This is a genomic window from Corynebacterium sp., from assembly GCF_043426755.1.
GTDB lineage: Bacteria > Actinomycetota > Actinomycetes > Mycobacteriales > Mycobacteriaceae > Corynebacterium.
Map to the genome: position 1 here is coordinate 13,268 of NZ_JBHWRP010000015.1, position 23,165 is coordinate 36,432.

Genomic DNA, 23,165 nt, shown 5'->3' on the forward strand with positions numbered 1-23,165 from the left:
CGCCACTATCGCCACCACGTGTCATTGGGCCCGGGAGGCAGGTGGCGTTTGTGCTGGCCTTTGGCCCATAGTTCCTCGATCCGTGCCCGGTCAGTGTCGCTGACGGGGCGCCCTTCGAGGTAATCGTCGATCGCCTGATACGTAATCCCGAGGGCTTCTTCGTCGGGAAGCGTCGGGCGGTCATCTTCAAGGTCGGCTGTGGGCACCTTCTCATAGAGCGCGGGCGGGCAGTCCAGGTATTGAAGGAGCTGGGCTCCCTGGCGCTTGTTCAGGCCAGCAAGGGGGATCAGGTCCGCTGCGCCGTCGCCGTGTTTAGTGAAAAATCCGGTCAGGTTTTCTGCGGCATGGTCGGAGCCGATCACCAGCGCGCCCACTTCGCCGGCGATGGCATACTGCGCGATCATGCGCTGGCGAGCCTTCACATTGCCGTTGTTGAAATCTCCGAGCTGTTCCACGCCGAGTGACTCGGACACCGCAGCATTCATCTCCGCGGTGGCTGGCGCAATGTTGACGGTGAGCCGTCGATCCGGCTGGATGAACTCGAGCGCGGCCTGCGCATCGTCTTCGTCGGACTGGACGCCGTGGGGCAGGCGCACTGCCCAAAACGTGGCGTCATGCCCGTTCGCGCGACGCTTTTCGACGGCCAGCTGCGCAAGCTTGCCAGTCAGGGTGGAATCTTGCCCGCCGGAAATACCGAGGACATAGCCCGCGGCTCCGGTGGCTTCCAAGTGTTCCACCAAAAAAGTGATACGTTTCTCCACCTCTTCAGCGGGATCGATCAAGGGCCGTGTGACCAGCGCATTGATGATAGATTTCTGGGTTTCATCGCCGGGGTGAGACATGACAACCATCGTAGTTAAAGGCCAAGATGTGCGTATGAGTACAGCGAGATCCACCCCCGCAACAGACCAGCAAAAACGCTTCGTGCGCACCGTCGCTGGCATCGCCGCTTTCGCCGGCCTGCTTTTTGGTTATGACACCGGCGTGATGAGCGGCGCCCTGCTCTTCGTCAGCCCCGAATTCGGAATGTCGGCCGCCGAGGAGGGCATGGTCACCTCCATGCTGTTAGTCGGCGCGGCCGTTGGTGCTCTGACCGGTTCGACGATCGCGGACCGGATCGGGCGGCGTGCCACGTTGATGGTGGGTGGCATCATTTTCATCGTCGGTTCCCTTTGGTGTGCGGTTTCCGGGTCGGTGCTGATGCTTTCGTCGGCACGCACCCTGCTCGGCGTCGCGGTGGGCGCGGTCAGTATCGTCGCGCCGATGTATATCTCGGAGATGGTGCCAGCAAAAGTCCGCGGCAAGATGGTCTCCCTGAACACCTTCATGATCGTGGTCGGCCAGCTCGCCGCCTACCTGGTGAACTCCTTGCTCGCGCCGACGGAAAACTGGCAGCTGATGCTGGGGCTCGCCGCCGTCCCGGGCCTCATCCTGACTGTTGGGATGTTCTTCCTCCCCGATACCCCGGTGTGGCTTGCGCGCAAGGGGCGTATCGACGAGGCACGTGCCACCGCAACGCGCTCTGGGATGGACTTGGCGGAACTCACAGAGATCAGCGAGCAGGATGCCGCGGAGCGTCAAGCGCAACAAGGGCAGTGGAGCCGTCTGCGCGCTCATCGCTGGCTGCGAATCACCGTGGTGGTGGCTGCATTGCTGGGTGTGACGCAGCAGATCACTGGTGTGAATGCGATCGTCTACTTTGCGCCGACGATGATGAACCAGGTGGGCTTGTCGACGCAGAACTCGGTATACACCTCGATAGTGATCGGTTTGGTTTCTGTCGTGGCCTGCTGGGTGGGCTTGCAGGTGATTGACCGCATCGGACGAAAGAGGCTGCTCACAATTGGTCTGGTCGGCAACGTGGTGGCCCTTGCGATCTTGGCGCCGGTATATGGGGCGGCCCAGGGTAATACTTCGTTGGCCCTGGTCTCGCTGGCGCTGATGGCCTTCTTCATCGCCTCGCAGCAAGCGGCAGTATCGCCGACGACGTGGCTGCTCATCTCGGAGCTGGTGCCCACCCAGATTCGTGGTCTCGGAATGGGGCTTGCGGGTTTGGCGCTGTGGTCGGCAAACTGGGCGGTCGCCCAGTTCTTCCTGCCCCTGGTGGACTCCTTGGGCGCGACAAACACGTTCGTCATGTTCGCGGTGCTAGGTCTTGTTGCTCTGGGCTTTGTGCGCACGATGGTGCCCGAAACAATGGGCCGTAGCCTGGAGGACGTCAGCCGGGAGCTGGAGCGTAAGTACTCCAAGTCCTCCTAGGCTCGGGACAAGTTTGGTTCTGGCCGGGTGGTCGGGTAATATCATCCCTCGTGTCACGACTAGTCATGTTCTGGCTGGTCGTTGCGGGATGCCCCTCAGTGAGGTGGCAGCCCATTACTTATTCACTGTCGATAGAAAGGAGCGCCCGATGAAGGTCCGCAATTCGCTTCGGTCGCTGAAGAACAAGCCGGGCGCTCAGGTTGTGCGCCGTCGCGGCAAGGTTTACGTGATCAACAAGAAGGATCCACGCTTCAAGGCTCGTCAGGGCTAATCAGCGCAAGATTCTCTGTCCTCTGCCCCAAGCACCCTCCTCTGAGGAGCGGTGCTTGGGGCAGAAGTGTTTTCTGGGGGAGGGCGTTGTGGTCGCGCCGTACCGCCGCTGATCTAAACTGATGGACCTCAACTGTTGGAACAGGGCGGTTTTGGCGCTTCCGGGCGCCCAGATGCCCCTATTCCAACATTTCAGTTCCAGCAGTGTGCGGATCCGTCGGGTTTTGGCGGGCGTCAGCTTGCTGAAACTAGGCGACCCACCCGAAATGGGGGAGTCCGAATCGACAGGCAGGTTAAGTATAAGTGAATAATAATTGACAGTGCAGTGGAAATGCCGGCGATGTCATTTCGGTGGATATGAAGACTGTCCGAGAACGAACTACATGTAGGTGATTTGGTTGCCGTGTCCTGGGGATTTCATGCCTGTAACTACTACATGTAGTGTTAGTTGCTTAAAGGTGGCACAAAGTGTAGGGTTTTGTGGTGTCTCCCCGAACGGGGACAAAGTTTAAAAATGTTCGCCACACCGCTACCCAAAGCGGTGTTGACGGAGAGAGTTTCGAAGAAGGGGATTCCATGGCCATCACCGTGTACACCAAGCCAGCATGCATGCAATGCAACTTCACCACCAAGGCCCTCGATAAGGCTGGGCTGGACTACAACCTCGTCGATATCAGCCTGGACGACGATGCACGAGACTACGTCTTGGCTCTGGGCCACCTCCAGGCGCCTGTGGTTGAGGTGAACGGTGAGCACTGGTCCGGTTTCCGCCCAGATCGTATTCGCGGTCTGGCTGAGAAGGCGGCGTAGCGCACCACCTTCGCTGCACAGGCCGGCCGCAGCGCGCGGCACCTCAGCCTGAGTAGCGTCTCTCTCTGTAGTTTCAAGGCCACCGATTCCCCTAGTTTTTCGGTGGCTTTTCTTTATTGCATCACTTTCTAGAAGGGACGTGAGTCGTTCGTGCTCGTCGTGTATTTCTCTTCTGTTACGGAGAACACCCGTCGGTTCGTCGACAAGCTTGGCCTACCAAGCAAAAGGATTCCCCTGTACCGCTCTGATGAGCCGTTGATCGTGGATGAGCCTTATGTGCTGATCTGCCCGACCTACGGCGGCGGAGCATCCATTAGCCACCAAAACACCCGGCCGGTGCCCAAGCAAGTTATCCGCTTCCTCAACAACGAGCACAACCGCAGCCTGATCCGTGGAGTGATCGCGGCGGGCAACTCCAATTTCGGCCCTGACTACTGCATCGCAGGTGATGTCATCTCGCAGAAGTGCAAGGTGCCGTACCTCTACCGCTTCGAGCTGTTGGGCATGCCGGAGGACGTGGAACGGGTCCGGGATGAGCTCATCGACAACGCTGAGCGGCTGGGTCTGCAGCCCATGGATCCGACCGAGCTGGACGCCGTTCGCGCCGAACAGGCGAAGCAAGAGCAGGAAAAAGCGGACACCCTTGCACGATTGCGTGCGCGCTACGACAATCGTGTGCGCAGCTAACTTAAATATAATTACATAAGTAGTGCCCATATCTATCCCACAATTTTTCGTTTAGAAAGGCCACCCCAACTTGTCTTCTCCCACTCTTGGAAAGAATGTTGCTGAACCAGCGAATCCGAAGGACCAGCTGGATTATCACACCCTCAACGCTCTGCTCAACTTGTACGACGAGAACGGTCAGATTCAGTTCGATAAGGACCGTGAGGCGGCCAACCAGTTTTTCCTGCAGCACGTTAACCAGAACACCGTCTACTTCCATGACTTGGAAGAGAAGATGAAGTACCTGGTTGACAACAAGTACTACGAGCCCGAGGTTATCGAGCAGTATGAATGGGACTTCGTCAAGGAGACCTTCAAGCGCGCCTACGCGTTCAAGTTCCGTTTCAAGACCTTCCTGGGCGCATACAAGTACTACACCTCCTACACGCTGAAAACCTTCGACGGGAAGCGTTACTTGGAGCGTTTCGAAGACCGCGTCTCGATGACGGCGCTGTTCTTGGCGCGCGGCAACGAGGATCTTGCATCGGCGCTTGTCGACGAGATCATGACCGGCCGTTTCCAGCCCGCAACCCCAACGTTCTTGAATGCCGGTAAGGCGCAGCGCGGCGAACTCGTGTCCTGCTTCCTGCTGCGCATCGAGGACAATATGGAGTCCATTGGGCGTGCGATTAACTCCTCGCTGCAGCTGTCGAAGCGCGGCGGCGGCGTGGCCTTGCTGCTGAGCAATATTCGTGAGTCCGGTGCGCCGATTAAGCACATTGAAAACCAGTCCTCCGGTGTGATCCCCGTGATGAAGCTGTTGGAGGATTCCTTCTCCTACGCCAACCAGCTGGGCGCGCGCCAGGGCGCTGGTGCTGTGTACCTCAACGCGCACCACCCAGATATCTTGAGCTTCTTGGATACCAAGCGTGAGAACGCCGATGAGAAGATCCGCATCAAGACTCTCTCGCTGGGTGTGGTCATCCCGGACATTACCTTTGAGCTGGCCAAGCGTAACGACGACATGTACCTGTTCTCCCCGTACGACGTCGAGCGCATCTACGGTGTGCCTTTTGCAGACATCTCGGTGACCGAGAAGTACGAAGAGATGGTGGAAGATCCGCGCATCCGCAAGACGAAGATCAACGCGCGCCAGTTCTTCCAGACCATCGCGGAGATTCAGTTCGAGTCCGGTTATCCGTACATCATGTTCGAGGACACCGCGAACAGGTCCAACCCGGTCAAGACGGGCCGGATCAACATGTCGAACCTGTGCTCCGAGATCCTGCAGGTAAACACCCCATCGGTGCTGAACGACGATCTGACCTACGAAACGATCGGCGAGGATATCTCGTGCAACCTGGGCTCGCTGAATATCGCGATGACCATGGATTCCACGGACTTCTCCCGCACGATCGAGACCGCCATCCGCGGGCTGACCTCGGTGGCGGACCAGACCTCCATTGATTCTGTGCCATCCATCCGCGAGGGCAACGACGCTTCGCACGCCATTGGCCTGGGGCAGATGAACCTGCACGGCTACCTTGGCCGCGAGCATATTCACTACGGCTCCGAGGAAGGCCTGGACTTCACCAACACCTATTTCGCCACGGTGATGTACGAGTCGATCAAGGCCTCCCACAAGATTGCCGTGGAGACAGGGGAGAAGTTCACGGACTTCGACAAGTCCGAGTACGCCACCGGTGAGTTCTTCGACCGCTACAACCCTGCGGACTTCCAGCCGACCACCGACAAGGTCAAGGAGCTCTTCGCGAACTCGACGGCCCAGATCCCGACCGAGCAGGATTGGGCGCAGCTGAAGGAAGACGTCATGCGTGACGGCATCTACAACCGCTACCTGCAGGCAGTGCCGCCGACTGGTTCGATTTCCTATATCAACAACTCGACCTCCTCGATCCACCCGATTGCTTCCAAGATTGAGATCCGCAAGGAAGGCAAGATCGGGCGCGTCTACTACCCGGCACCTCACCTGGATAATGAGAATGGCGAGTACTTCGAGGACGCCTACGAGATTGGCTATGAGAAGGTCATCGACACCTACGCTGTCGCCACGAAGTACGTGGACCAAGGCCTGTCACTCACCTTGTTCTTTAAGGACACGGTGACCACCCGCGACATCAACCGCGCCCAGATCTACGCGTGGACCAAGGGCATCAAGTCCCTCTACTACATCCGCTTGCGTCAGATGGCGCTCGCCGGCACCGAGATTGAGGGTTGCGTGTCCTGCATGCTTTAAGACACAGGCTTATCGACGACGAACCCCTCGCATCCAGAAGATGAACTGGAAGCGAGGGGTTTCTCGTCGTCAAGCGAACTTAGGCGTCTCGGGCGCGGCGTGCCAGCCAGTTGCCCAGCGACTGGATGCCTTGGACGACGATGATCAAGATGATCACGGTGACCAACATCGCGAAGGTGTCGAACTGCTGGTAGCCGTAGCTCAAGGCCAGGTCGCCGACGCCACCGCCGCCGATATAGCCGGCCATGGCCGTTGCCGAAATCAGGCCGATGGTTGAGGTGGTCAGCGCCAAGATGATGGAGGCGCGGGCCTCCGGCAGCATGAAGTATCGAATAGTCTGCCACAGCGTGGCACCCATGGATTCGGCGGCTTCGATGATGCCGTGGTCAACCTCGAGGAGGGACTGCTCAATCAACCGCGCAATGAAAGGCGCGATATAGATGGTCAGGGGGACCAGCGCGGCAGTGGTGCCGATCGACGTGCCCGTGATCGCGCGAGTCAGCGGCACGATGGCCACCATAAAAATCACAAACGGCAGTGAGCGGATGATGTTGACCACCAGGTTGGTGATTGAGTAGATCACCTGATTCGGGCGAAGGCCGCCGGGGCGGAAGATCACCAAGATCAGTGCCAGCGGAATCCCCAAAAGCGAGCCGATCGCCAGTGCGATGCCGACCATGTAGAGGGTTTCCAAGCCCGCATCGAGGTATTGCTGGGGGCTTACGCGCGTGTTAAACGTGTCCATCCAGTTCATGGCAGCACCTCCGCGTTGAGTCCTTCCGTGTCAGCAATATGGGCCAGCGCCTCGTCGATAAGCGTGCGTTGCCCGTCCAAGCCAAGCACCATCGTGCCGACCGTCGTGCGCCGCAGTGGGGCGTCGGACGCCTGGTAGAGGTTGACGGCGACGCCGAGGCGTTCAAGGTCGGGGATCAGGGTGCCCGCGGCGCCGCCGGTGTGGACGACGCGCACGAGCGTGTCGGGGCGGGCGCGGCGCAGCTCATCGACGACGGGCTCCGGCAAGCGCTGCGGCACGACCGTTTCGATGAACCGACGTGTCAGGGAAGCCTGAGGCTGCGCGAAGATCTGCTCGACCGGGCCATTTTCGATCAATTCGCCCTGCTCGAGGACGGCGACGTAGTCCGCGATCCGAGCCACGACATCCATCTGGTGGGTAATGATCACGATGGTCAGCCCAAGGTCTTCATTGATGTCGGTCAAAAGGTCCAGGATCTGGGAGGTGGTCAGCGGGTCGAGGGCGCTGGTGGGCTCGTCGCACAGCAGGACCTTCGGGTTCGTCACAAGTGACCGGGCGATACCGACGCGCTGGCGCTGCCCGCCGGACAACTGGCGGGGGCGGTGGTTGGCACGATCGGCCAACCCCACACGCTCCAAGGCCTCGGCGACGCGGCGGTTGATCTCCTCACGCGGAGTTTTCGCCAACACCAGGGGCATCGCCACGTTATCAGCGACGGTGCGTGAATTCAGCAGGTTATAGTGCTGGAAAATCATGCCCACTTCGCGGCGTAATTCACGCAGGTGAGCGTCGGAAAGCTCGGCTGGCTGCCGGCCTAGGACGCTGACCTCGCCGGAGGATGGCGTTTCCAAACCATTGGCGGTGCGCAGCAGGGTCGACTTGCCGGCGCCTGAGGTGCCGACGACCCCGTAGATGGAGCCAGCGGGCACGTCGAAAGTGATGGAATCCAGCGCGACGATCTGCTGGTCGCCGCTGCCGTAGACGCGTGAAATGTCGCGAAAGGACACTGCCGCTTCAGCCATAAAACTATCCCTTCAAGGACTCTGGGATGAACCAGTAATCGTTGACGTTTTCTTCCTCTACGAACTGCAGGAACTCTTCGTTGCGGTACGCGTCCGAGACGGCCTGAACCCATTCTGAGTCCTCTTCTTCGGCGCGGGTGACCGCGGCCAGGATCAGCTCAGGGCGCAAGGTCTCCTGGAAGAGCTGCAGGTTCGGGTCCACCTGCGAGGCGAAGGACATGGAGCCAGGGATGACACCCCAGTCGATGTCCGGCAGCGCGCGTGGGATGGTCGCGGAATCCATCGGCTCGACCGACAGGTTGTGAGGGTTGTCCTGGATGTCGTTGACCGACAGCAGGGCAGGGTCCGCATCCGGGTTGAGGGTGATCCAGCCTGCTTCTGCGAGCATGTTCAGCGCGCGCGAGAGGTTGGACGCGTCGATGGGCACGGCAACGGTCTGGCCGTCGGCGACCGCGTCGAGGGAATCATGACGCTCCGAGTAAAGGCCTGCAGGGACGGTGGGGATCTCGGTGAAGTTGATCAGATCCGACCCGGTTTCCTCGTTGAAGACGCCTGTGTACGCGGAGTGCTGGTCCACATTGAGGTCAACAGAGCCTTCGGCAACGGCCGTGGTGGCCTGCTGCAGGTCCGAGAACTCGGTGTATTCGATGGTGTAGCCCTGCTCGGAGAGGATCGGATGGATCCCGTCCTGGAATAGGACAGAGTAGGGGCCAGGGGAGGTGCCGACGCGAATGGTCTGGTCATCGCTTTCCGACGACGAGCACGACGCTAATCCAAGGCTGAGCGAAGCAGCGACGATGACTGTTGCCGCGCGCGAAAAGATCTTCATGGGGTCTCCAGTTCCTCAAAATTTCATGTACTAGACGTGGAAGTCTAGCGCTATGAGACCGACCTGTCTAATATTTTCATGGAAACGGGCTTTCCGATGAATAAAAATGGGAAAGAAAAACCCTCGTGCCCACATCGGGGAGCGAGGGAATCGTCGTTAAGCGTGCTTATTCGTAGAGGGCGTCACGTACCTCAGCAAGGAGATTGCGGGAGGCTGCCTCTGCTGCCTCTGCGTTGCCTTCGGCAATTGCTGTTGCCAGCGTTTCGTGCATGTCGAGTGCTTCCTCAACAGGGTTTGAAGGCTGCAGGCCATAGCGGGTGCGGCCTTCCAACGCGTGGAGCAGCGAAGGCGCCAAGGCGATGATCATCTCGTTACCGCTGGCAAGGAAGACCAGCTGGTGGAACTCTTGATCCGCCTTGAGGAATTCGTCGGAGGCGCCCCGGTCGCGGGAGCCGAGCTCGCGCAACTCCTCGGCGAGGGCGACGAGCTTGTCCGACTGCTCTTGGGTGGCCTGGTGTGCAGCATTGAAGGCGGCAATCGGTTCCAGGGCAATGCGCAGCTCCGTGAGGGATTTCAGCTGTTCGTTTCGCTGCTCATCCGCGGCGAGGCGCCAGGTGATCACGGACGGGTCGAAGACCGCCCAGGAGGTTTGTGGCAACACGGTGATTCCGACGCGGCGTGACGACGACACCAACCCCAGTTGCTCTAAAGCGCGCATCGCTTCGCGGGCGACGGTGCGTGAAATGCCAAAGCGGGAGGAGATGTCTTGCAGCGTGAATGTTCGTCCCTCGGGGAGCTCCCCGGCGACGATCTCACCACCAAGCTGATCCAAGACTGATGTCAGCAGTGGTGCTGCAGGCGACTCAGGGGTGGGCATTGCTCAACCATCCTTGAATGTTGTTGTACTGGTGGTGTCTATAGTTGTTACCTTACGCGTATTGCCGTCCAAATTGATAACGACGTGAAAAAAGGGGGGCAAGAATTGACCTGCTAGACAGGCGCGAAATGCCAACCCAATGTTGGATCTGGGGGATAGTAGACGCGCTGGCTGTAGTTGCGGTGGCCATAATTTCTCACTGGGGTAGGGTGGTGGCTTAAGATAAAAGGCCCATTTTAGAAAGTGTCTGAGGGGAAACATGTCTGACCAGCACGATTACGACGCGTATTTAAAGGCCCACACTGAACCGATCAAGGCGATCAACTGGAACGAGATTCCGGATGAGAAGGACCTCGAGGTGTGGGACCGCCTGACCGGTAACTTCTGGCTCCCAGAAAAGATCCCGGTATCTAATGACATTCCGTCGTGGAAGACCCTGAACGAAGCTGAGCAGCTGGCAACCATGCGTGTGTTCGCGAACCTGACCCTGCTCGACACCATCCAGGGAACCATCGGCGCGGTGTCGCTTATCCCGGACGCCCGCACCATGCACGAGGAGGCGGTGTACACCAACATTTCCTTCATGGAATCGGTGCACGCCAAGAGTTACTCCAATATCTATATGACTCTGGCGACCACGCCTCAGATCAACGATGCATTCCGCTGGACCGAAGAAAACGAAGAAGTTCAGCGCAAGGCAAAGATTATTCAGTCTTACTACGAGGGTTCCGACCCACTGAAGAAGAAGGTCGCATCCGTGATGCTGGAATCCTTCCTCTTCTACTCCGGTTTCTACCTGCCGCTGAACTGGTCGGTGCATTCCAAGCTGACGAACACCGCAGACATCATTCGCCTCATCATCCGTGATGAGGCCGTCCACGGCTACTACATCGGTTACAAGTATCAGCTGGGGGTTGCCGAGGAGACCCAGGAGCGTCGCGATGAGCTCAAGGAATACTCCTTCGATCTCATGTACGACCTGTACGAGAATGAGACTCAGTACACCGAGGACATTTACGATCCGATCGGCTGGACCGAGGATGTGAAGCGCTTCCTGCGCTACAACGCCAACAAGGCTCTGAACAACCTCGGGTACGAAGGGCTCTTCCCGTCCGACGAAACCAAGGTGTCCCCGGCCATCCTCGCATCGCTGTCTCCAAACGCGGATGAGAACCATGACTTCTTCTCCGGTTCCGGGTCGTCTTACGTGATTGGCAAGGCCGAAGACACTACTGACGACGACTGGGATTTCTAGGCTAGATAGTTCGTCCCAGCAGTCACATTGGCACCAAGCGCCCTGTCCCGCCAGAGCGGTGGGGGAGGGCGTTTATGCGCCATATACAGGATATATTCAGATTTCTGATAGTACCTGCCGGACGCGCCACGCCCATCAATCTTTGGTTTGAACCCCATTTGGGGGCATCGTTCGCGGCCGGCCGGTGGCCAAAAAGCCCCTATAAGTACTATCAGTTCTTAAAAGTCCTGCATATTGCACTTAGCTGGGAGCTTTCTGCGAAGCTAGTGAAGATTTTTTCGGCAGTATGCCCGTAACGCTATAGACTCATAATCGTTGCTAGCCCTGTGTGGCTAGAAATAGTTGTCTCCTCGTGCCATAGTGCGAGGGGGTATCATAAGGCGTCGCGGCTAACTACGGCCGTCGACGTCAGTAGTCAGGAGGATCGTATGACCGCAGTTGCGCCTCGGCTAGACGACTATGTCCAGCCAGAACGCCCTCAACCTTTCGGTTATGACCGAAAAGGTTCGAAGCTTTATCAAATTCTTGCCACAACGGACCACAAGGCTCTGGGTGCTTGGTACCTAGTCATGTCCTTCATCTGGTTCTTCGTTGGTGGCCTCATGGCACTGCTGATCCGCGCGGAGCTGTTCTCCCCGGGCCTGCAGTTCCTATCCAACGAGCAGTTCAACCAGCTGTTCACCATGCACGGCACGATCATGCTGCTTGCATTCGGTACCCCAATCGTTTGGGGCTTCGCCAACTACGTCCTGCCACTGCAGATCGGCGCACCCGACGTGGCCTTCCCACGTCTGAACGCTTTCGGCTTCTGGATCACCCAGATCGGTGTTGTCGCGATGCTCGCAGGCTTCCTCACCCCAGGTGGTGCGGCAGACTTCGGCTGGACCATGTACGCACCACTGTCTGACCAGGTTCACACCCCAGGCGTGGGCGCTGACCTTTGGATCATCGGCGTGGGTGCAACCGGTATCGGTACCGTTGCTTCCGCGATCAACATGATCACCACCATCTTGACGATGCGCGCACCGGGCATGACCATGTTCCGTCTGCCAGTGTTCACTTGGACCATCTTCGCTGCATCCCTGATCTCCCTGATGATCTTCCCGCTGCTGCTCGCTGCAGCACTGGGTGTGCTTTACGACCGCAAGCTTGGCGGCCACATCTTCGATACCGCGAACGGCGGCGCCATCCTGTGGCAGCACCTGTTCTGGTTCTTCGGTCACCCAGAGGTGTACGTCCTTGCACTGCCATTCTTCGGCATCATCTCCGAGGTCATCCCGGTGTTCTCCCGTAAGCCAATCTTCGGTTACATCGGCCTGATCTTCGCAACGTTGTCGATTGCTGGCCTGTCCATGGCTGTGTGGGCTCACCACATGTACGCCACCGGCGCGGTCCTGCTGCCATTCTTCTCGTTCATGACGTTCCTGATTGCAGTTCCAACCGGCGTGAAGTTCTTCAACTGGGTCGGCACCATGTGGAACGGCCACATCACCTGGCAGTCGCCAATGATCTGGGCAATGGGCTTCATGGCAACCTTCCTGTTCGGTGGTCTGACCGGTATTATGCTGGCCTCCCCACCACTGGACTTCCACCTGCATGACTCCTACTTCGTGGTTGCTCACTTCCACTACACCCTCTTCGGTACCGTGGTGTTCTCCTCCTTCGCAGGCGTCTACTTCTGGTTCCCGAAGATCACCGGCCGCATGGCCGACGAGGGTCTGGCAAAGTGGCACTTCTGGTTGACCTTTATCGGCTTCCACACCACGTTCCTGATCCAGCACTGGCTGGGCAACATGGGTATGCCACGTCGTTACGCCGATTACCTGGACTCCGACGGCTTCACCCTGTTCAACCAGATCTCCACTGTCGGCTCCTTCATCCTGGGTGCCTCCGTGATCCCTCTGGTCTGGAACGTCTTCAAGTCCTGGCGCTACGGCGAGATTGTTACCGTCGACGACCCATGGGGCTACGGCAACTCTCTCGAGTGGGCGACCTCCTGCCCACCACCACGCCACAACTTCACCTCCCTGCCACGTATCCGCTCCGAGCGCCCAGCGTTCGAGCTGCACTACCCGCACATGGTGGAGCGAATGCGAAAGGAAGCCCACGTCTAAGGGCCACGGCTTCACCCCAAAGCATCTGATCCGACTCTGACTACGGTTCACAACCCCCGGCTCAACTCCAGGAAGTTGAGACCGGGGGTTTTGGGGATTATGGGGCTACCAATCCCGCCCCGCACTCATCACGTTGTATCAACCTCATTTCACAGCAGAAAGAACAGTCGCAGTGACTACACCCACGACAGATGTCGTAGACCTCCAGCCAGGGCTCACCCACGCCGTCATCACCATCACCGGCCCCGACCGGCCCGGCGTTTCCGCCTCAGCGTTTCGTGTCCTGTCCTCCCACGGTGTCCAGCTTCTCGACGTCGAGCAGGCCAACTTCCGGGGCAACCTCTTCCTCGCCGCCTTCGTCGGCATCAAGACCGATGGCCTAGACACCTTAGAAAAGGGCCTCAAAGACACCCTGGAGACGTACCACCAGCGCGTCACGATCGAGGTGGGAGAGCACGTTGCCTCCTCCGGTCAACCGCGCTCCACACACGTCGTCGTGATGCTGGGTAACCCCGTTACTGCCTCCGACGTCTCCCAGGTCGGCCGCACCTTGGCCAACTTCGACGCCAACATCGACCGCATCCGCGGCATCTCGGACTACCCAGTCACCGGCCTCGAGCTCTACTGCACCATCCCGAACTACACCCCAGGCGACGGTAAAGCGATCCGCGAAGCGCTCGCCGAACTGACCCCACGCCTCGGCGTAGACCTAGCCATCGAAGGGGCAGGGCTTGCACGCCGCGCAAAGCGCCTAGTGTGCTTCGACTGTGACTCCACCTTGATCACCGGCGAAGTCATCGAAATGCTCGCCGCCCACGCCGGCAAGGAGGAAGAAGTCGCTGCCGTCACCGAACGCGCCATGCGCGGCGAGCTGGACTTCGAAGAGTCCCTGCGCGAGCGCGTCAAGGCACTGGCCGGTCTCGATGCGTCTGTCATCGACGAAGTCGCCCGCGATATCGAACTGACACCAGGTGCGCGCACCACGATCCGTACCCTGAAGAAGATGGGCTACCGCACAGCCGTCGTCTCTGGCGGTTTTGTCCAAGTTCTCGAGGATCTAGCGGAAGACCTGCAGCTGGACTACGTGCGCGCCAACACCCTCGAGATCGTAGACGGGAAGCTCACCGGCAATGTCGTCGGCAAAATCGTTGACCGCGCCGCCAAGTCACAGTTCCTGGCTGAGTTCGCCGAAGATTCGAACCTCACCATGCAGCAGACCGTCGCCGTGGGCGATGGCGCCAATGACATCGATATGCTGTCGGCCGCGGGTCTTGGCATCGCTTTCAACGCCAAGCCGGCACTGAAGGAGATTGCCGATACGTCGGTGAACACGCCCTTCCTGGATTCGGTACTGTACATCCTGGGTGTGCCGCGCAGCGAGATCGATGACTCTGACCTGAAGGACGGCACGTTCCGCAAGGTGCCGTTGAACTAATGCCGCATGAGTCAGATTCATTGATCGCCTCTGCCCACCAGTTGCTTGCCACGAGCGTGGCGGCGGATCGCCATGAACGTCACGAGGATCCCGCGGACCCGTCGACGGTCCAGGCGATGCAAATCGCGCTGCACATCCCAAAGCAGACCCCGCCGGAGCGCAACGCCATGCTGGCCGCCGCCGCCAGGGCCGTCGTCGCCGCGTGTATGGCACCCGAGGCAGGGGAGGAAGGGCCGTGGCGCGAGGGACTGATGGGTTGGTACAGCCATCTGATCCGCAAGGTCGCGCGTCGGGGCCGCAAGAAGGCGTGGGAGGACGTCCAAACGCTGCCCGGTGTCACCGTGGACGCGGAGGGGGCACAGGCCCGCGCGTTCGTTCCCTCCTCGGTACAAGACGTCCCTGCGCCGTTGAAGAAACTGCAGATCCAGGGCACCGACCTTCCCGGTTCGGAACAGCCTGAGCCAGATCCTCGCGTGCCGACGATCGCCGTGGACGCAGCCTTGGAGATGACGGTGGGCAAGGCTGCAGCACAAGTGGGCCATGCCTCCATGCTGTGGGCAGCTCAGTTGCCGACGAATGAGGCCCTCGCATGGGCAAACGCAGGCTTTCCCCTCAACGTCATCGAGTGCGAGGGTGACGAATTCATTCGGGCAACGGAGATGCCGGGAGCAGTATGCGTGAGGGATGCCGGTTTCACCGAAATCGCGCCTGACTCGATCACGACGGCGGTTTTTGGACCTACTGCTTAGAGTCCGCCGATGTGGGCGGTGCGACCAGCCTTCTTAAAGCACCGCGCACCACATCGGGGTCTGTTGTGGTCCAGAAGTCCGGCAGACTCTTGCGCAGGAAAGAACCATAGCGCTTCGTCGTTAAGCGATTATCCAGCACGGCCACCACGCCGCGGTCAGTCACGCGGCGCAATAAACGCCCCGCGCCCTGGGCCATCAGCAGCGCAGCGTGCGTGGCGGAGACCTCCATGAAACCGGAACGCCCTGCCGCGTCGGCAGCCTTTGAGCGGGCCTGCAGCAGCGGTTCATCGGGCCGCGGAAACGGGATCCGGTCAATGAGAACCAGGGACAAGGCACGGCCCGGCACATCCACGCCCTGCCACAGGGTCAGCGTGCCAAACAGGCACGAGTTTTCGTTCTTCGCGAACTTATCGACGAGCAACCCAATCGAATCCTCGCCTTGGACATAGATCTCAAACGGCAGGCGGGAGCGCATCGCCTCCGCGGCCTGCTGGGCGGCACGCTTGGAAGAGAACAACCCCAGGGTGCGGCCTCCAGCGGCGGTAATCAAGCCAGCAATCTCGTCGAGGGTGTCGTCGGCAAGCCCCTCGCGCCCAGGCGTGGGCAGGTGGACCGCGTTATAGAGAATACCGGACTTGCGTGGGTCAAACGGGGTGCCCGCATCCAAACTGTCCCACGATCCATGCGGGAGTCCCCAGCTGGCAGCCATGGCCTCAAAGTTGCCGCCGATGGTCAACGTGGCGGAGGTAAGAACCACGGTCTGTTCGCCGAAGAGACGATCGTGCAGCAACCCTGCGACAGACAGTGGGGCCACCGCCACGGTGTCGCCGTAGCGCTCGGAACGCTCAAGCCAGACCACGTCGTCGTATTCGGCCGGATTGTCCTCGTCGAAAACCGCGAGGATCCGCACCACGGCATCGTGCTGGTCCTGGAGATGATTCTTCAGGTTCTCGCGTTCGGCAAAACGCTCCGGATCGTTAGTATTTTCGCCCTCGGGGGCGCGGGCGATTTCCTCTCGGGTGCGCCACAGGGCGTCGCGCACGGCGACGAAAGCGCCACGGGCAGAGTCGGAAATGTCCTCCCAGCGGCCCGGTTCCTCAAGGTCCACTACCGCAGTGAAATCGTCGATGACTTCTTCTAAATCCTGTTTCTTTTTCGTCGCGTCTAACTTACCGGCGCGGCGCGCAGACAAGGTCAGGGCGTTGGCGGAGATCTCAGAGGTGGCTACTGAGGTGATGCGACCGTCGAGCTCATGGGCCTCATCAATGACCACGACATCGTGCTCCGGCAGGATGTCCACGTCAGCCAGCGCATCGATGGCCAGGAGGGCGTGGTTCGTCACCACGATGTCAACGTCCCGGGTTTTTGCCCTGGCCAGCTCCGCGAAGCACTCCTCGCCATGGGGGCAGCGTGTCGCGCCGAGGCATTCCGCAGCGGTGACGGAAACTTGGCGCCACGCCAGATCAGGCACGCCAGGGTCGAGGTCATCACGGTCGCCGGTCTCGGTGTCCTGAGCCCAATCGTGAACGCGGGCAACATGCTTGCCCATCCAACTGGTAGCGGAATCCTCGAAGAGAGCATCGGGCGCCTCATCCTCGACGGAAAGCTTGTGGAGGCAGACATAGTTGGAGCGGCCCTTCTGGATGGCGAACGTCGGGCGGCGTTCCATCACGGGCTCGAGGGCGTCGGCAAGCCTTGGCAGGTCGCGTTCGACTAACTGGCGCTGCAGCGCCAACGTGGCAGTCGAGATAATCACCGTGGTGTCAGCGGCTTGGGCGTGCCGAATCGCCGGCACCAGGTAGGCCAAGGACTTACCCGTGCCCGTGCCTGCCTGCACGGCGAGGTGGCGTTCAGTGTCGAGTGCCTTGGTGACTGCTTCGGCCATCGCCACCTGCCCGTCGCGCCGGGCACCACCGAGGGCGTCGACGGCGGTGGCAAGCAAGTCGGTGGTTGTTTGGGTCAGCGGCTGATCACTCACACAGGAGAGTGTAGCGCCCTAATCTTCTGGGTCAGCCGGGAAGCCGGTAAAGCGGGTGCTGATCGCGGGTTCGTCGCGCGACAAAGCCAGACCTTCCCACGGCAGGGTGCGGATCTGCTCCGCCAGGTGGTTGCGCGATTCCTCCAGAGTTGGGGGCGTGCCGACGAGTTCACCGTCGCGCAGCATGGGAACGACCAGCTGGCGCGTGTCCAAACCAGGGAGCTCCGGTGCTGGCTTATCGAAGGGGGAGACCACCTCTTCCACCGCCACACCGGTGCTGCGGTAGGCGCGCAGGGCGGTCTTGGCGCCACCCGTCATCGCCTTTCCACGCGAGCGCTTAGCGACGGGGTGGCCGTCCACCTCGACCAGCTTGTACACCATGGCGGCGGTCGGAGCACCGGAGCCGGTGACCACAGACGTACCTACGCCGTACACGTCGACAGGGTCGCCACGCAGGCCAGCAATAGCGAATTCGTCCAAGTCCGAGGACACCACGATCTTGGTGTTGTAGGCACCCAGTTCATCGAGCTGGCGGCGCACCCGGCGGGTCACAGCGCCCAAATCGCCCGAGTCAATACGCACTCCGCCAAGTTCAGTGCCTGCCACCTCGATGGCGTTGGCCACGCCCTGGGTGATGTCGTACGTATCGACGAGCAGGGTGGTCTCTTTGCCAAGAGTGTCGATCTGCGACTGAAACGCCGCCTTCTCATTCGGCGTACCGTCCTCGTTGACATGCAGCAGCGTCCACGCGTGCGCCGAGGTACCGGAGGCGGGGACGCCGTAGCGGTAAGAGGCTTCCATGTTGGATGTTGCCTCAAAGCCAGCCAGGTAAGCTGCGCGGGCGGCGGTCACTGCAGAGTACTCGTGTGTGCGGCGCGAGCCCATTTCAATGATTGGGCGGCCATCCGCCGCGGTCACCATCCTTGAAGCGGCCGAGGCGACTGCGGAGTCCGCGTTCATGATCGACAAGATCACCGTTTCCAGCACGACGCATTCGGCAAAGGTACCGCGCACGGAGAGGATCGGCGAATAAGGGAAGTAGAGGTCACCTTCCAAGTAACCGTCGATGTCGCCAGAGAACTTGTAGTCACGCAAGAATTCCTTCGCTTCGTCGTCGAGGAAGTCGAGCGTTTCCAACTGCTTATCGGTGAAGCGGAAGTCTCGGATTGCGCGCAGGACACGGGAGGTGCCGGCGACGACCCCGTAGCGGCGCTCATTTTGCAGCTTGCGGGAGAACACCTCGAAGGCGCACTGGCGCCCGGCTGTTCCGTCGCGCAGGGCTGCCTGCAACATCGTCAACTCATACTTATCCGTGAGGAAGGAAGTAGAGCGATCTTGGCCATGGGAAGAATATTCAGTCACGAAACCAGACTAACCCACCATCCGGACATGCGGCCGCTATTGGCGGGAAAAGACGACGACAACCCACACGCGGTCTTGCCCCTGGGCCACGCCCACACCCAGATGGGCGTGTTCAGGGCTGATCATGAGATCCGTGTTGGGCTGGTCGAGCAAGAACTCGTTCATCACATTGTGGCTAGTGGCCTGGCTCTTGCTCAGGGAGGCCTGCATCATAGCCACGTCGGCGTCGAGAGGTGCGAAGGTGCCGGTCATCGCGTTTCCTTCGGCGTGGCTTTGGGCCATGTACTGCAGCTTCAAGTCAGAGGTGACAGGAAGAACATCGGCGCGGACTTCGTCGGCACGCACCTTGTTGATCGCGTATAACATGTCCCCGCGGATGAACTCGAGGTCGATGGAATCATCCAGGCCGGGGGAGACGTAGCCGTCTGAGCGGGAGGATCCGGCATCCTCATCTGAGGAGCCACCGACTGCCGCGAGAATCGTCGCCAGAAGCGCGAAGACGACGCTGAACACACCCGCGAGCGCACGCAGAAACTCGTCGAGGTTGGCAAAGTTGCCGGCAAAGTTACTGGATAGCCGGTTCATGAACTGTCCTCAACCTGTCCTTAATCAGTGTCAAAAGCCGATGCTATTGAAATCGACGATAGCCTACCCTCCCCGGGTACGCGCGCATTGGCGGAAATTGGTTACCCTTAGGATATGAATCGATCACCAAAAATGGGTTCGCCTATGGCCACCCCCGAGTTGGATGAGGACATTGAGCTCGATGTAGCCACCGCCGAAAACCTGCCGTGGATGTGCATCGTGTGGGATGACCCCGTCAACCTGATGAGTTATGTCACCTACGTCTTCCAAACCGTGCTGGGCTACGACAAGAAGCGCGCCACCGAATTGATGATGCAAGTCCACACCGAGGGCAAAGCCGTCGTGTCTTCCGGGGAGAAAGACAAGGTGGAAGGCGACGTGAAGAAGCTGCACACCGCCGGGCTGTGGGCGACGATGCAGCAGGCCGGCTAGCCCTGGCCACAACTGAAAGGAAAGAAATGGAAGCGTGGCGGAAGAAAAAGGGCCTGATGCGGGCGCCGAAGTATATGACCAGGCTGGACCCGATGGAGCGTGAGGTGCTTGGCGATCTCACGGCTACCGTGTCCGAGGCATTAATTCAGCGCGCGCAGTCTGCGCCAAAAGATGAGCTCGCCGAGCTGGTGGATATGCCCACAGGGCACAAGGACGCGCCAGAGGACCCAAGGCTTGCGCGCCTTCTGCCGGACTTCGAGCGTGCCGACGATCAGGAGTTTGAAGGCGACAACTCTCTGCTGCGCAGCATGAATGAGACTGACATCATCAAGTCGAAGCTGGAAAACCTGCAGGTGGTGAACACCGCATTAGGTCCCACCGGCGGTGTGGAGGTCTCGCTCGATGAAGAAGAGGCGCACCGCTTCCTCGCCGGGCTCAATGATCTGCGTCTGTACGTGTCGGCCGATGAATCCGGTGGAGAGGGCGCAGCCCAGGACCGCCAGAACCTGGTGGAATGGATGGGCTTCTGCCAAGAGTCTCTGCTGGAAGCGTTGATGGACTGATGGCAGGGGCGCTTCTCGACGTCCCCGGCCTGGCCATCGGGCACGTCTCGCTGGGGGATACCGGTGTGACATCTGTGGTTTCGCGCGCCAAGCAGGGCATGGTGGGCGCTGTCGATGTTCGTGGCGGCGGCCCAGGAACCCGCGAGACGGACTTGTTGGCCCCGCACAACACGGTCGAACGGGTGCACGCCATCACCCTGGCTGGCGGATCCGCTTTTGGATTGGCTGCCGCTAGCGGTGCAATGGAAGCCCTCGAGGAGCACGGTTATGGCTTTCCCGTCTTTGGTGAGGGCAACCCAGGGCCACGGGTGCCGATTGTACCGTCTGCCGTCATTTTCGACCTTGTCGTGGGGGAATCGTCGTCACGCCCCACAGCCCGCGACGGCAGGGCCTCGATTGACGTGGCGCTGCGCGAGGGCGACGACCCTTCGTCGGGAAGCATCGGGGCAGGCTGCGGGGCTACCGCGGGAGTGCTGCGCGGCGGCTTCGGGCAGGCGTCTGTGCTTATCGACGAATACACCGTGGCTGCCGGAGTGGTGGCGAACCCAATGGGCAGTGTGATCGATCCTGCCACCGGCGCCTTCTACGGCGACCCAGATGGTCCACGGGTGGACCTTGAAAAATTTGGGGCCCTCGAGCGGTCGATGCCGAAACTAAATACTACGATCGGCGTGGTAGCTACTGACGCGCCTCTGCCCGTGGCCCAACTCCAACGTCTGGCGATGACCGGGCATGATGGACTGGCGCGCGCTGTGCGGCCGGCCCACTCGCCGCTGGATGGGGACACACTATTTGCGGTCTCCACGGCGGAAAGCACAAGCCCGCAGGAGGCCGAACTCGTCGGCACGCTCTGCGAAGCCGCCGCCGAGTGTGTGCAGGCAGCGATCGTGAATGCGGTGCGTTCCGCCACGCCGGGATACGGTGTGGCCTGCTGGAACGACATTGTCTGTTAAGACAATTATGATCAATGGGGATGACTAACTACCAGTACTCTCCATATTCTTCCCAGCCCCCGCGACCCAGCTCCGGAGCACCGTTGGGACGGCAGCGCCAGCCCGCTGTCCGTCACGCGCGCAGTTATGGCTTCAGAACCGGGCTGCGCTACGCCATCGGCTACGTGGTGGTGATCTGGGCGGTCCACATCATCAACATGTTCTTCTTTGGTGGCGGCCTGATCGCGTTTGGTATCCACCCCCTGGACCCCTCGTCCCTGCTCAACGTGTTCACCTCGCCGTTGCTGCACGGCAGTTGGGAACACCTGATCTCCAATACGGTGCCTGGCGCGATTTTCTGTTTCATCATCGGATACTCGGGTCACCGTGTGTTCTGGGAGGTCACGCTGATCGCCGCGATCGTCGGTGGGGCAGGCGTGTGGATGTTCGGCGGAATAGGCACGAACCATATCGGCGCGTCGGGTTTGGTGTACGGCTGGCTGGCCTACCTGCTGATCCGCGGCATCTTTAACCGCTCATTCCGGCAGATCCTCTTGGGCATTATCCTTGGGTTTTCCTATTCGGGCCTGGTCTGGGGAGTGCTGCCGGGAACTCCGGGTGTCAGTTGGCAGGCGCACCTGTTTGGAGCGCTCGGCGGGCTGGCTGCAGGCGTATTCATTACCTCGGATGATCCTCCTGCATTGCAGGCTCGACGACAGCGGAAGAAATTGGAACGGTAGTCCAGGCAGGTTCCTGGCAGTTGCCTAGGAAACTAAGAAGATTTCTCTGCTAAGGGGTATTTAAGAATATGAATAAAGTTTAATAGTCCCAGTTTGGACGGCTGTTCGGGGGAATTGCTTGGGCATATCTAAGTGTTCCTAAGTTTATTTTCTTAAGTTGTCGCGTATCATATTGCCTATGACTGAGAAGATGAATCCGAAGTTCACCGAGGAAGAAAATAAGACCTGGGAAAACGTGTGGTCGTTTTATGTTGGCCTGCCGACGAAGCTCGATGCGCAGCTGAAGCGGGATGCCGGCATCAGCCATTTTGACTTCTACGCAATGATCAATATCGCCGCTACCGACGAGGGCTCGCTGCGCATGAGCGAACTCGCTGAGGCATCGGACATGAGCCTGTCCCACCTCTCGCGCGTGATCACCCGCCTGGAGAAGAAGGGCTATGTTGAGCGTGTGCCCGATCCGAACGATGGCCGCTCCACGCTGGCAGAGCTGACCGAAGAGGGCTGGGGCGTTGTGGACAAGGCTGCCCCTGGCCACGTCTCCCAGGTCCGCCGCCTTGTGTTCGACAACCTGACTGAGGAAGAGAATCGTGCGGTGGCGTCTGCCATGGCCAAGATCGTCGATGCGATGAACTCGGAGACCGCAGCGTAATATCGTGCGCGTGAGCTCCTCTTCTTCCAATCCGCAAGCTGATCGTAACGCGCCCATCGGGGTGTTTGATTCCGGCGTCGGCGGGCTGACCGTCGCACGCGCCATGATGGAGCAGCTCCCCGGCGAATCCATTCTGTATGTCGGGGATACCGCGAACGGACCCTATGGCCCGCTATCGATCGCCGAGGTCCGCAGCCATGCCATGCGCATTGCCGACGACCTCGTCGCACGCGGGTGCAAGATGCTCGTTATCGCCTGCAATACCGCTACCGCAGCGTTCCTGCATGACGCGCGGGAGCGGTATAGCATCCCAGTAGTTGAAGTGATTCGGCCCGCTGTCCGCCGCGCAATGACAACCACCCGTAACGGCAAGGTTGGGGTGATTGGCACGGAGGGGACTATCAAATCTGGGGCCTACCAGGATCTCTTCTCATTGAACCCGGATGTGGATGTTACCGCGGTTGCCTGCCCTCTCTTCGTCGAATTCGTCGAGCGGGGAATTACCTCTGGACGCCAAATTCTGGGTGTCGCTGAGGGCTACCTAGAGCCTTTGCAGGCCGCGGGCGTCGATACGCTCGTGCTTGGTTGTACCCACTACCCGCTGTTGTCCGGCGTGGTCCAGCT

The 23,165-nt window shown here is 60.0% G+C and carries 22 protein-coding genes and 1 pseudogene; 15 read left to right on the plus strand and 8 right to left on the minus strand.

Annotated elements, in window-relative coordinates:
• Window positions 1-5: 5 nt before the first annotated feature.
• Window positions 6-842 carry an ammonia-dependent NAD(+) synthetase gene (nadE, locus tag ACHFGA_RS01550; RefSeq protein WP_394280714.1) on the minus strand — a complete coding sequence of 279 codons (837 nt, stop codon included), beginning with the start codon at window positions 840-842 and terminating at the stop codon, window positions 6-8.
• A gap of 34 nt (window positions 843-876) precedes the next feature.
• Between nadE and ACHFGA_RS01555 the strand changes: the two genes are divergently transcribed.
• The 5 genes and pseudogenes from ACHFGA_RS01555 to nrdE all read left to right on the plus strand — a co-directional run bounded on the left by ACHFGA_RS01555 (window position 877) and on the right by nrdE (window position 6,262).
• Window positions 877-2,259 carry a sugar porter family MFS transporter gene (locus ACHFGA_RS01555; protein ID WP_394280715.1) on the plus strand — a complete coding sequence of 461 codons (1,383 nt, stop codon included), beginning with the start codon at window positions 877-879 and terminating at the stop codon, window positions 2,257-2,259.
• Window positions 2,260-2,407: 148 nt separating this feature from the next.
• Window positions 2,408-2,530 (plus strand): type B 50S ribosomal protein L36, encoded by a 123-nt coding sequence (ykgO, locus tag ACHFGA_RS01560; protein ID WP_034665258.1) that lies wholly within the window; start codon window positions 2,408-2,410, stop codon window positions 2,528-2,530.
• 575 nt (window positions 2,531-3,105) lie between these two features.
• Window positions 3,106-3,339: a glutaredoxin-like protein NrdH gene (gene nrdH, locus ACHFGA_RS01565; RefSeq protein ID WP_394280716.1), complete on the plus strand. Its 234-nt coding sequence runs from the start codon at window positions 3,106-3,108 to the stop codon at window positions 3,337-3,339.
• Between the two features lie 150 nt (window positions 3,340-3,489).
• A pseudogene (nrdI, locus tag ACHFGA_RS01570) lies at window positions 3,490-3,912 on the plus strand (class Ib ribonucleoside-diphosphate reductase assembly flavoprotein NrdI); the annotation flags it as partial.
• Window positions 3,913-4,096: 184 nt separating this feature from the next.
• Window positions 4,097-6,262, plus strand: a complete 2,166-nt coding sequence (gene nrdE, locus ACHFGA_RS01575) for a class 1b ribonucleoside-diphosphate reductase subunit alpha (protein ID WP_394280717.1) — start codon at window positions 4,097-4,099, stop codon at window positions 6,260-6,262.
• A gap of 79 nt (window positions 6,263-6,341) precedes the next feature.
• Here the strand turns inward: nrdE and ACHFGA_RS01580 are convergent, their stop codons facing one another.
• From ACHFGA_RS01580 to ACHFGA_RS01595, 4 genes are all read right to left on the minus strand, one after another.
• The gene (locus tag ACHFGA_RS01580) at window positions 6,342-7,016 is read right to left on the minus strand and encodes a methionine ABC transporter permease (protein ID WP_394280718.1); all 675 of its coding nucleotides are present in this window, start codon (window positions 7,014-7,016) and stop codon (window positions 6,342-6,344) included.
• Window positions 7,013-8,038: a methionine ABC transporter ATP-binding protein gene (locus ACHFGA_RS01585; RefSeq protein ID WP_394280719.1), complete on the minus strand. Its 1,026-nt coding sequence runs from the start codon at window positions 8,036-8,038 to the stop codon at window positions 7,013-7,015. Before ACHFGA_RS01585 ends, ACHFGA_RS01580 begins: the two co-directional genes overlap by 4 nt.
• Window positions 8,039-8,042: 4 nt before the next feature.
• Window positions 8,043-8,867: a MetQ/NlpA family ABC transporter substrate-binding protein gene (locus ACHFGA_RS01590; protein ID WP_394280720.1), complete on the minus strand. Its 825-nt coding sequence runs from the start codon at window positions 8,865-8,867 to the stop codon at window positions 8,043-8,045.
• A gap of 166 nt (window positions 8,868-9,033) precedes the next feature.
• On the minus strand, window positions 9,034-9,744 hold the full coding sequence (locus ACHFGA_RS01595) for a FadR/GntR family transcriptional regulator (protein WP_394280721.1): 711 nt from the start codon (window positions 9,742-9,744) through the stop codon (window positions 9,034-9,036).
• Window positions 9,745-10,003: 259 nt separating this feature from the next.
• Here ACHFGA_RS01595 and nrdF point away from each other — a divergent pair, with 259 nt between their 5' ends.
• From nrdF to ACHFGA_RS01615, 4 genes are all read left to right on the plus strand, one after another.
• The gene (nrdF, locus tag ACHFGA_RS01600; RefSeq protein ID WP_394280722.1) at window positions 10,004-10,999 is read left to right on the plus strand and encodes a class 1b ribonucleoside-diphosphate reductase subunit beta; all 996 of its coding nucleotides are present in this window, start codon (window positions 10,004-10,006) and stop codon (window positions 10,997-10,999) included.
• Window positions 11,000-11,427: 428 nt separating this feature from the next.
• A complete protein-coding gene (ctaD, locus tag ACHFGA_RS01605) occupies window positions 11,428-13,113 on the plus strand; it encodes a cytochrome c oxidase subunit I (protein ID WP_018582233.1) in 1,686 nt (561 codons plus the stop codon).
• A gap of 172 nt (window positions 13,114-13,285) precedes the next feature.
• A complete protein-coding gene (gene serB, locus ACHFGA_RS01610) occupies window positions 13,286-14,548 on the plus strand; it encodes a phosphoserine phosphatase SerB (protein ID WP_394280723.1) in 1,263 nt (420 codons plus the stop codon).
• Window positions 14,548-15,297, plus strand: coding sequence for a peptidyl-tRNA hydrolase (locus ACHFGA_RS01615; RefSeq protein ID WP_394280724.1), 750 nt, complete (start codon window positions 14,548-14,550; stop codon window positions 15,295-15,297). The genes serB and ACHFGA_RS01615 overlap by 1 nt, the downstream gene beginning before the upstream one ends.
• Here the strand turns inward: ACHFGA_RS01615 and ACHFGA_RS01620 are convergent.
• The 3 genes from ACHFGA_RS01620 to ACHFGA_RS01630 are packed head-to-tail and all read right to left on the minus strand — an operon-like array spanning window position 15,287 to window position 19,222.
• Window positions 15,287-17,275 carry an ATP-dependent DNA helicase gene (locus tag ACHFGA_RS01620; RefSeq protein ID WP_394280725.1) on the minus strand — a complete coding sequence of 663 codons (1,989 nt, stop codon included), beginning with the start codon at window positions 17,273-17,275 and terminating at the stop codon, window positions 15,287-15,289. The two genes, ACHFGA_RS01615 and ACHFGA_RS01620, sit on opposite strands and share 11 nt — an antisense overlap.
• An 18-nt stretch (window positions 17,276-17,293) precedes the next feature.
• Window positions 17,294-18,637: a nicotinate phosphoribosyltransferase gene (locus ACHFGA_RS01625; protein ID WP_394280726.1), complete on the minus strand. Its 1,344-nt coding sequence runs from the start codon at window positions 18,635-18,637 to the stop codon at window positions 17,294-17,296.
• Window positions 18,638-18,673: 36 nt separating this feature from the next.
• On the minus strand, window positions 18,674-19,222 hold the full coding sequence (locus ACHFGA_RS01630) for a CAP domain-containing protein (RefSeq protein ID WP_018582228.1): 549 nt from the start codon (window positions 19,220-19,222) through the stop codon (window positions 18,674-18,676).
• Window positions 19,223-19,354: 132 nt separating this feature from the next.
• Between ACHFGA_RS01630 and clpS the strand changes: the two genes are divergently transcribed.
• The 6 genes from clpS to murI all read left to right on the plus strand — a co-directional run.
• The gene (gene clpS / locus ACHFGA_RS01635) at window positions 19,355-19,654 is read left to right on the plus strand and encodes an ATP-dependent Clp protease adapter ClpS (RefSeq protein WP_336884559.1); all 300 of its coding nucleotides are present in this window, start codon (window positions 19,355-19,357) and stop codon (window positions 19,652-19,654) included.
• Window positions 19,655-19,680: 26 nt separating this feature from the next.
• Window positions 19,681-20,217 (plus strand): DUF2017 domain-containing protein, encoded by a 537-nt coding sequence (locus tag ACHFGA_RS01640; protein ID WP_394280727.1) that lies wholly within the window; start codon window positions 19,681-19,683, stop codon window positions 20,215-20,217.
• Window positions 20,217-21,170 (plus strand): P1 family peptidase, encoded by a 954-nt coding sequence (locus tag ACHFGA_RS01645; RefSeq protein ID WP_394280728.1) that lies wholly within the window; start codon window positions 20,217-20,219, stop codon window positions 21,168-21,170. The genes ACHFGA_RS01640 and ACHFGA_RS01645 overlap by 1 nt, the downstream gene beginning before the upstream one ends.
• Before the next feature lie 20 nt (window positions 21,171-21,190).
• Window positions 21,191-21,889 carry a rhomboid family intramembrane serine protease gene (locus ACHFGA_RS01650; protein WP_394280729.1) on the plus strand — a complete coding sequence of 233 codons (699 nt, stop codon included), beginning with the start codon at window positions 21,191-21,193 and terminating at the stop codon, window positions 21,887-21,889.
• A gap of 178 nt (window positions 21,890-22,067) precedes the next feature.
• Window positions 22,068-22,541, plus strand: coding sequence for a MarR family winged helix-turn-helix transcriptional regulator (locus ACHFGA_RS01655; RefSeq protein ID WP_394280730.1), 474 nt, complete (start codon window positions 22,068-22,070; stop codon window positions 22,539-22,541).
• A gap of 10 nt (window positions 22,542-22,551) precedes the next feature.
• The coding region (gene murI / locus ACHFGA_RS01660) for a glutamate racemase (RefSeq protein WP_394280731.1) at window positions 22,552-23,165 on the plus strand (614 nt) is incomplete at its 3' end.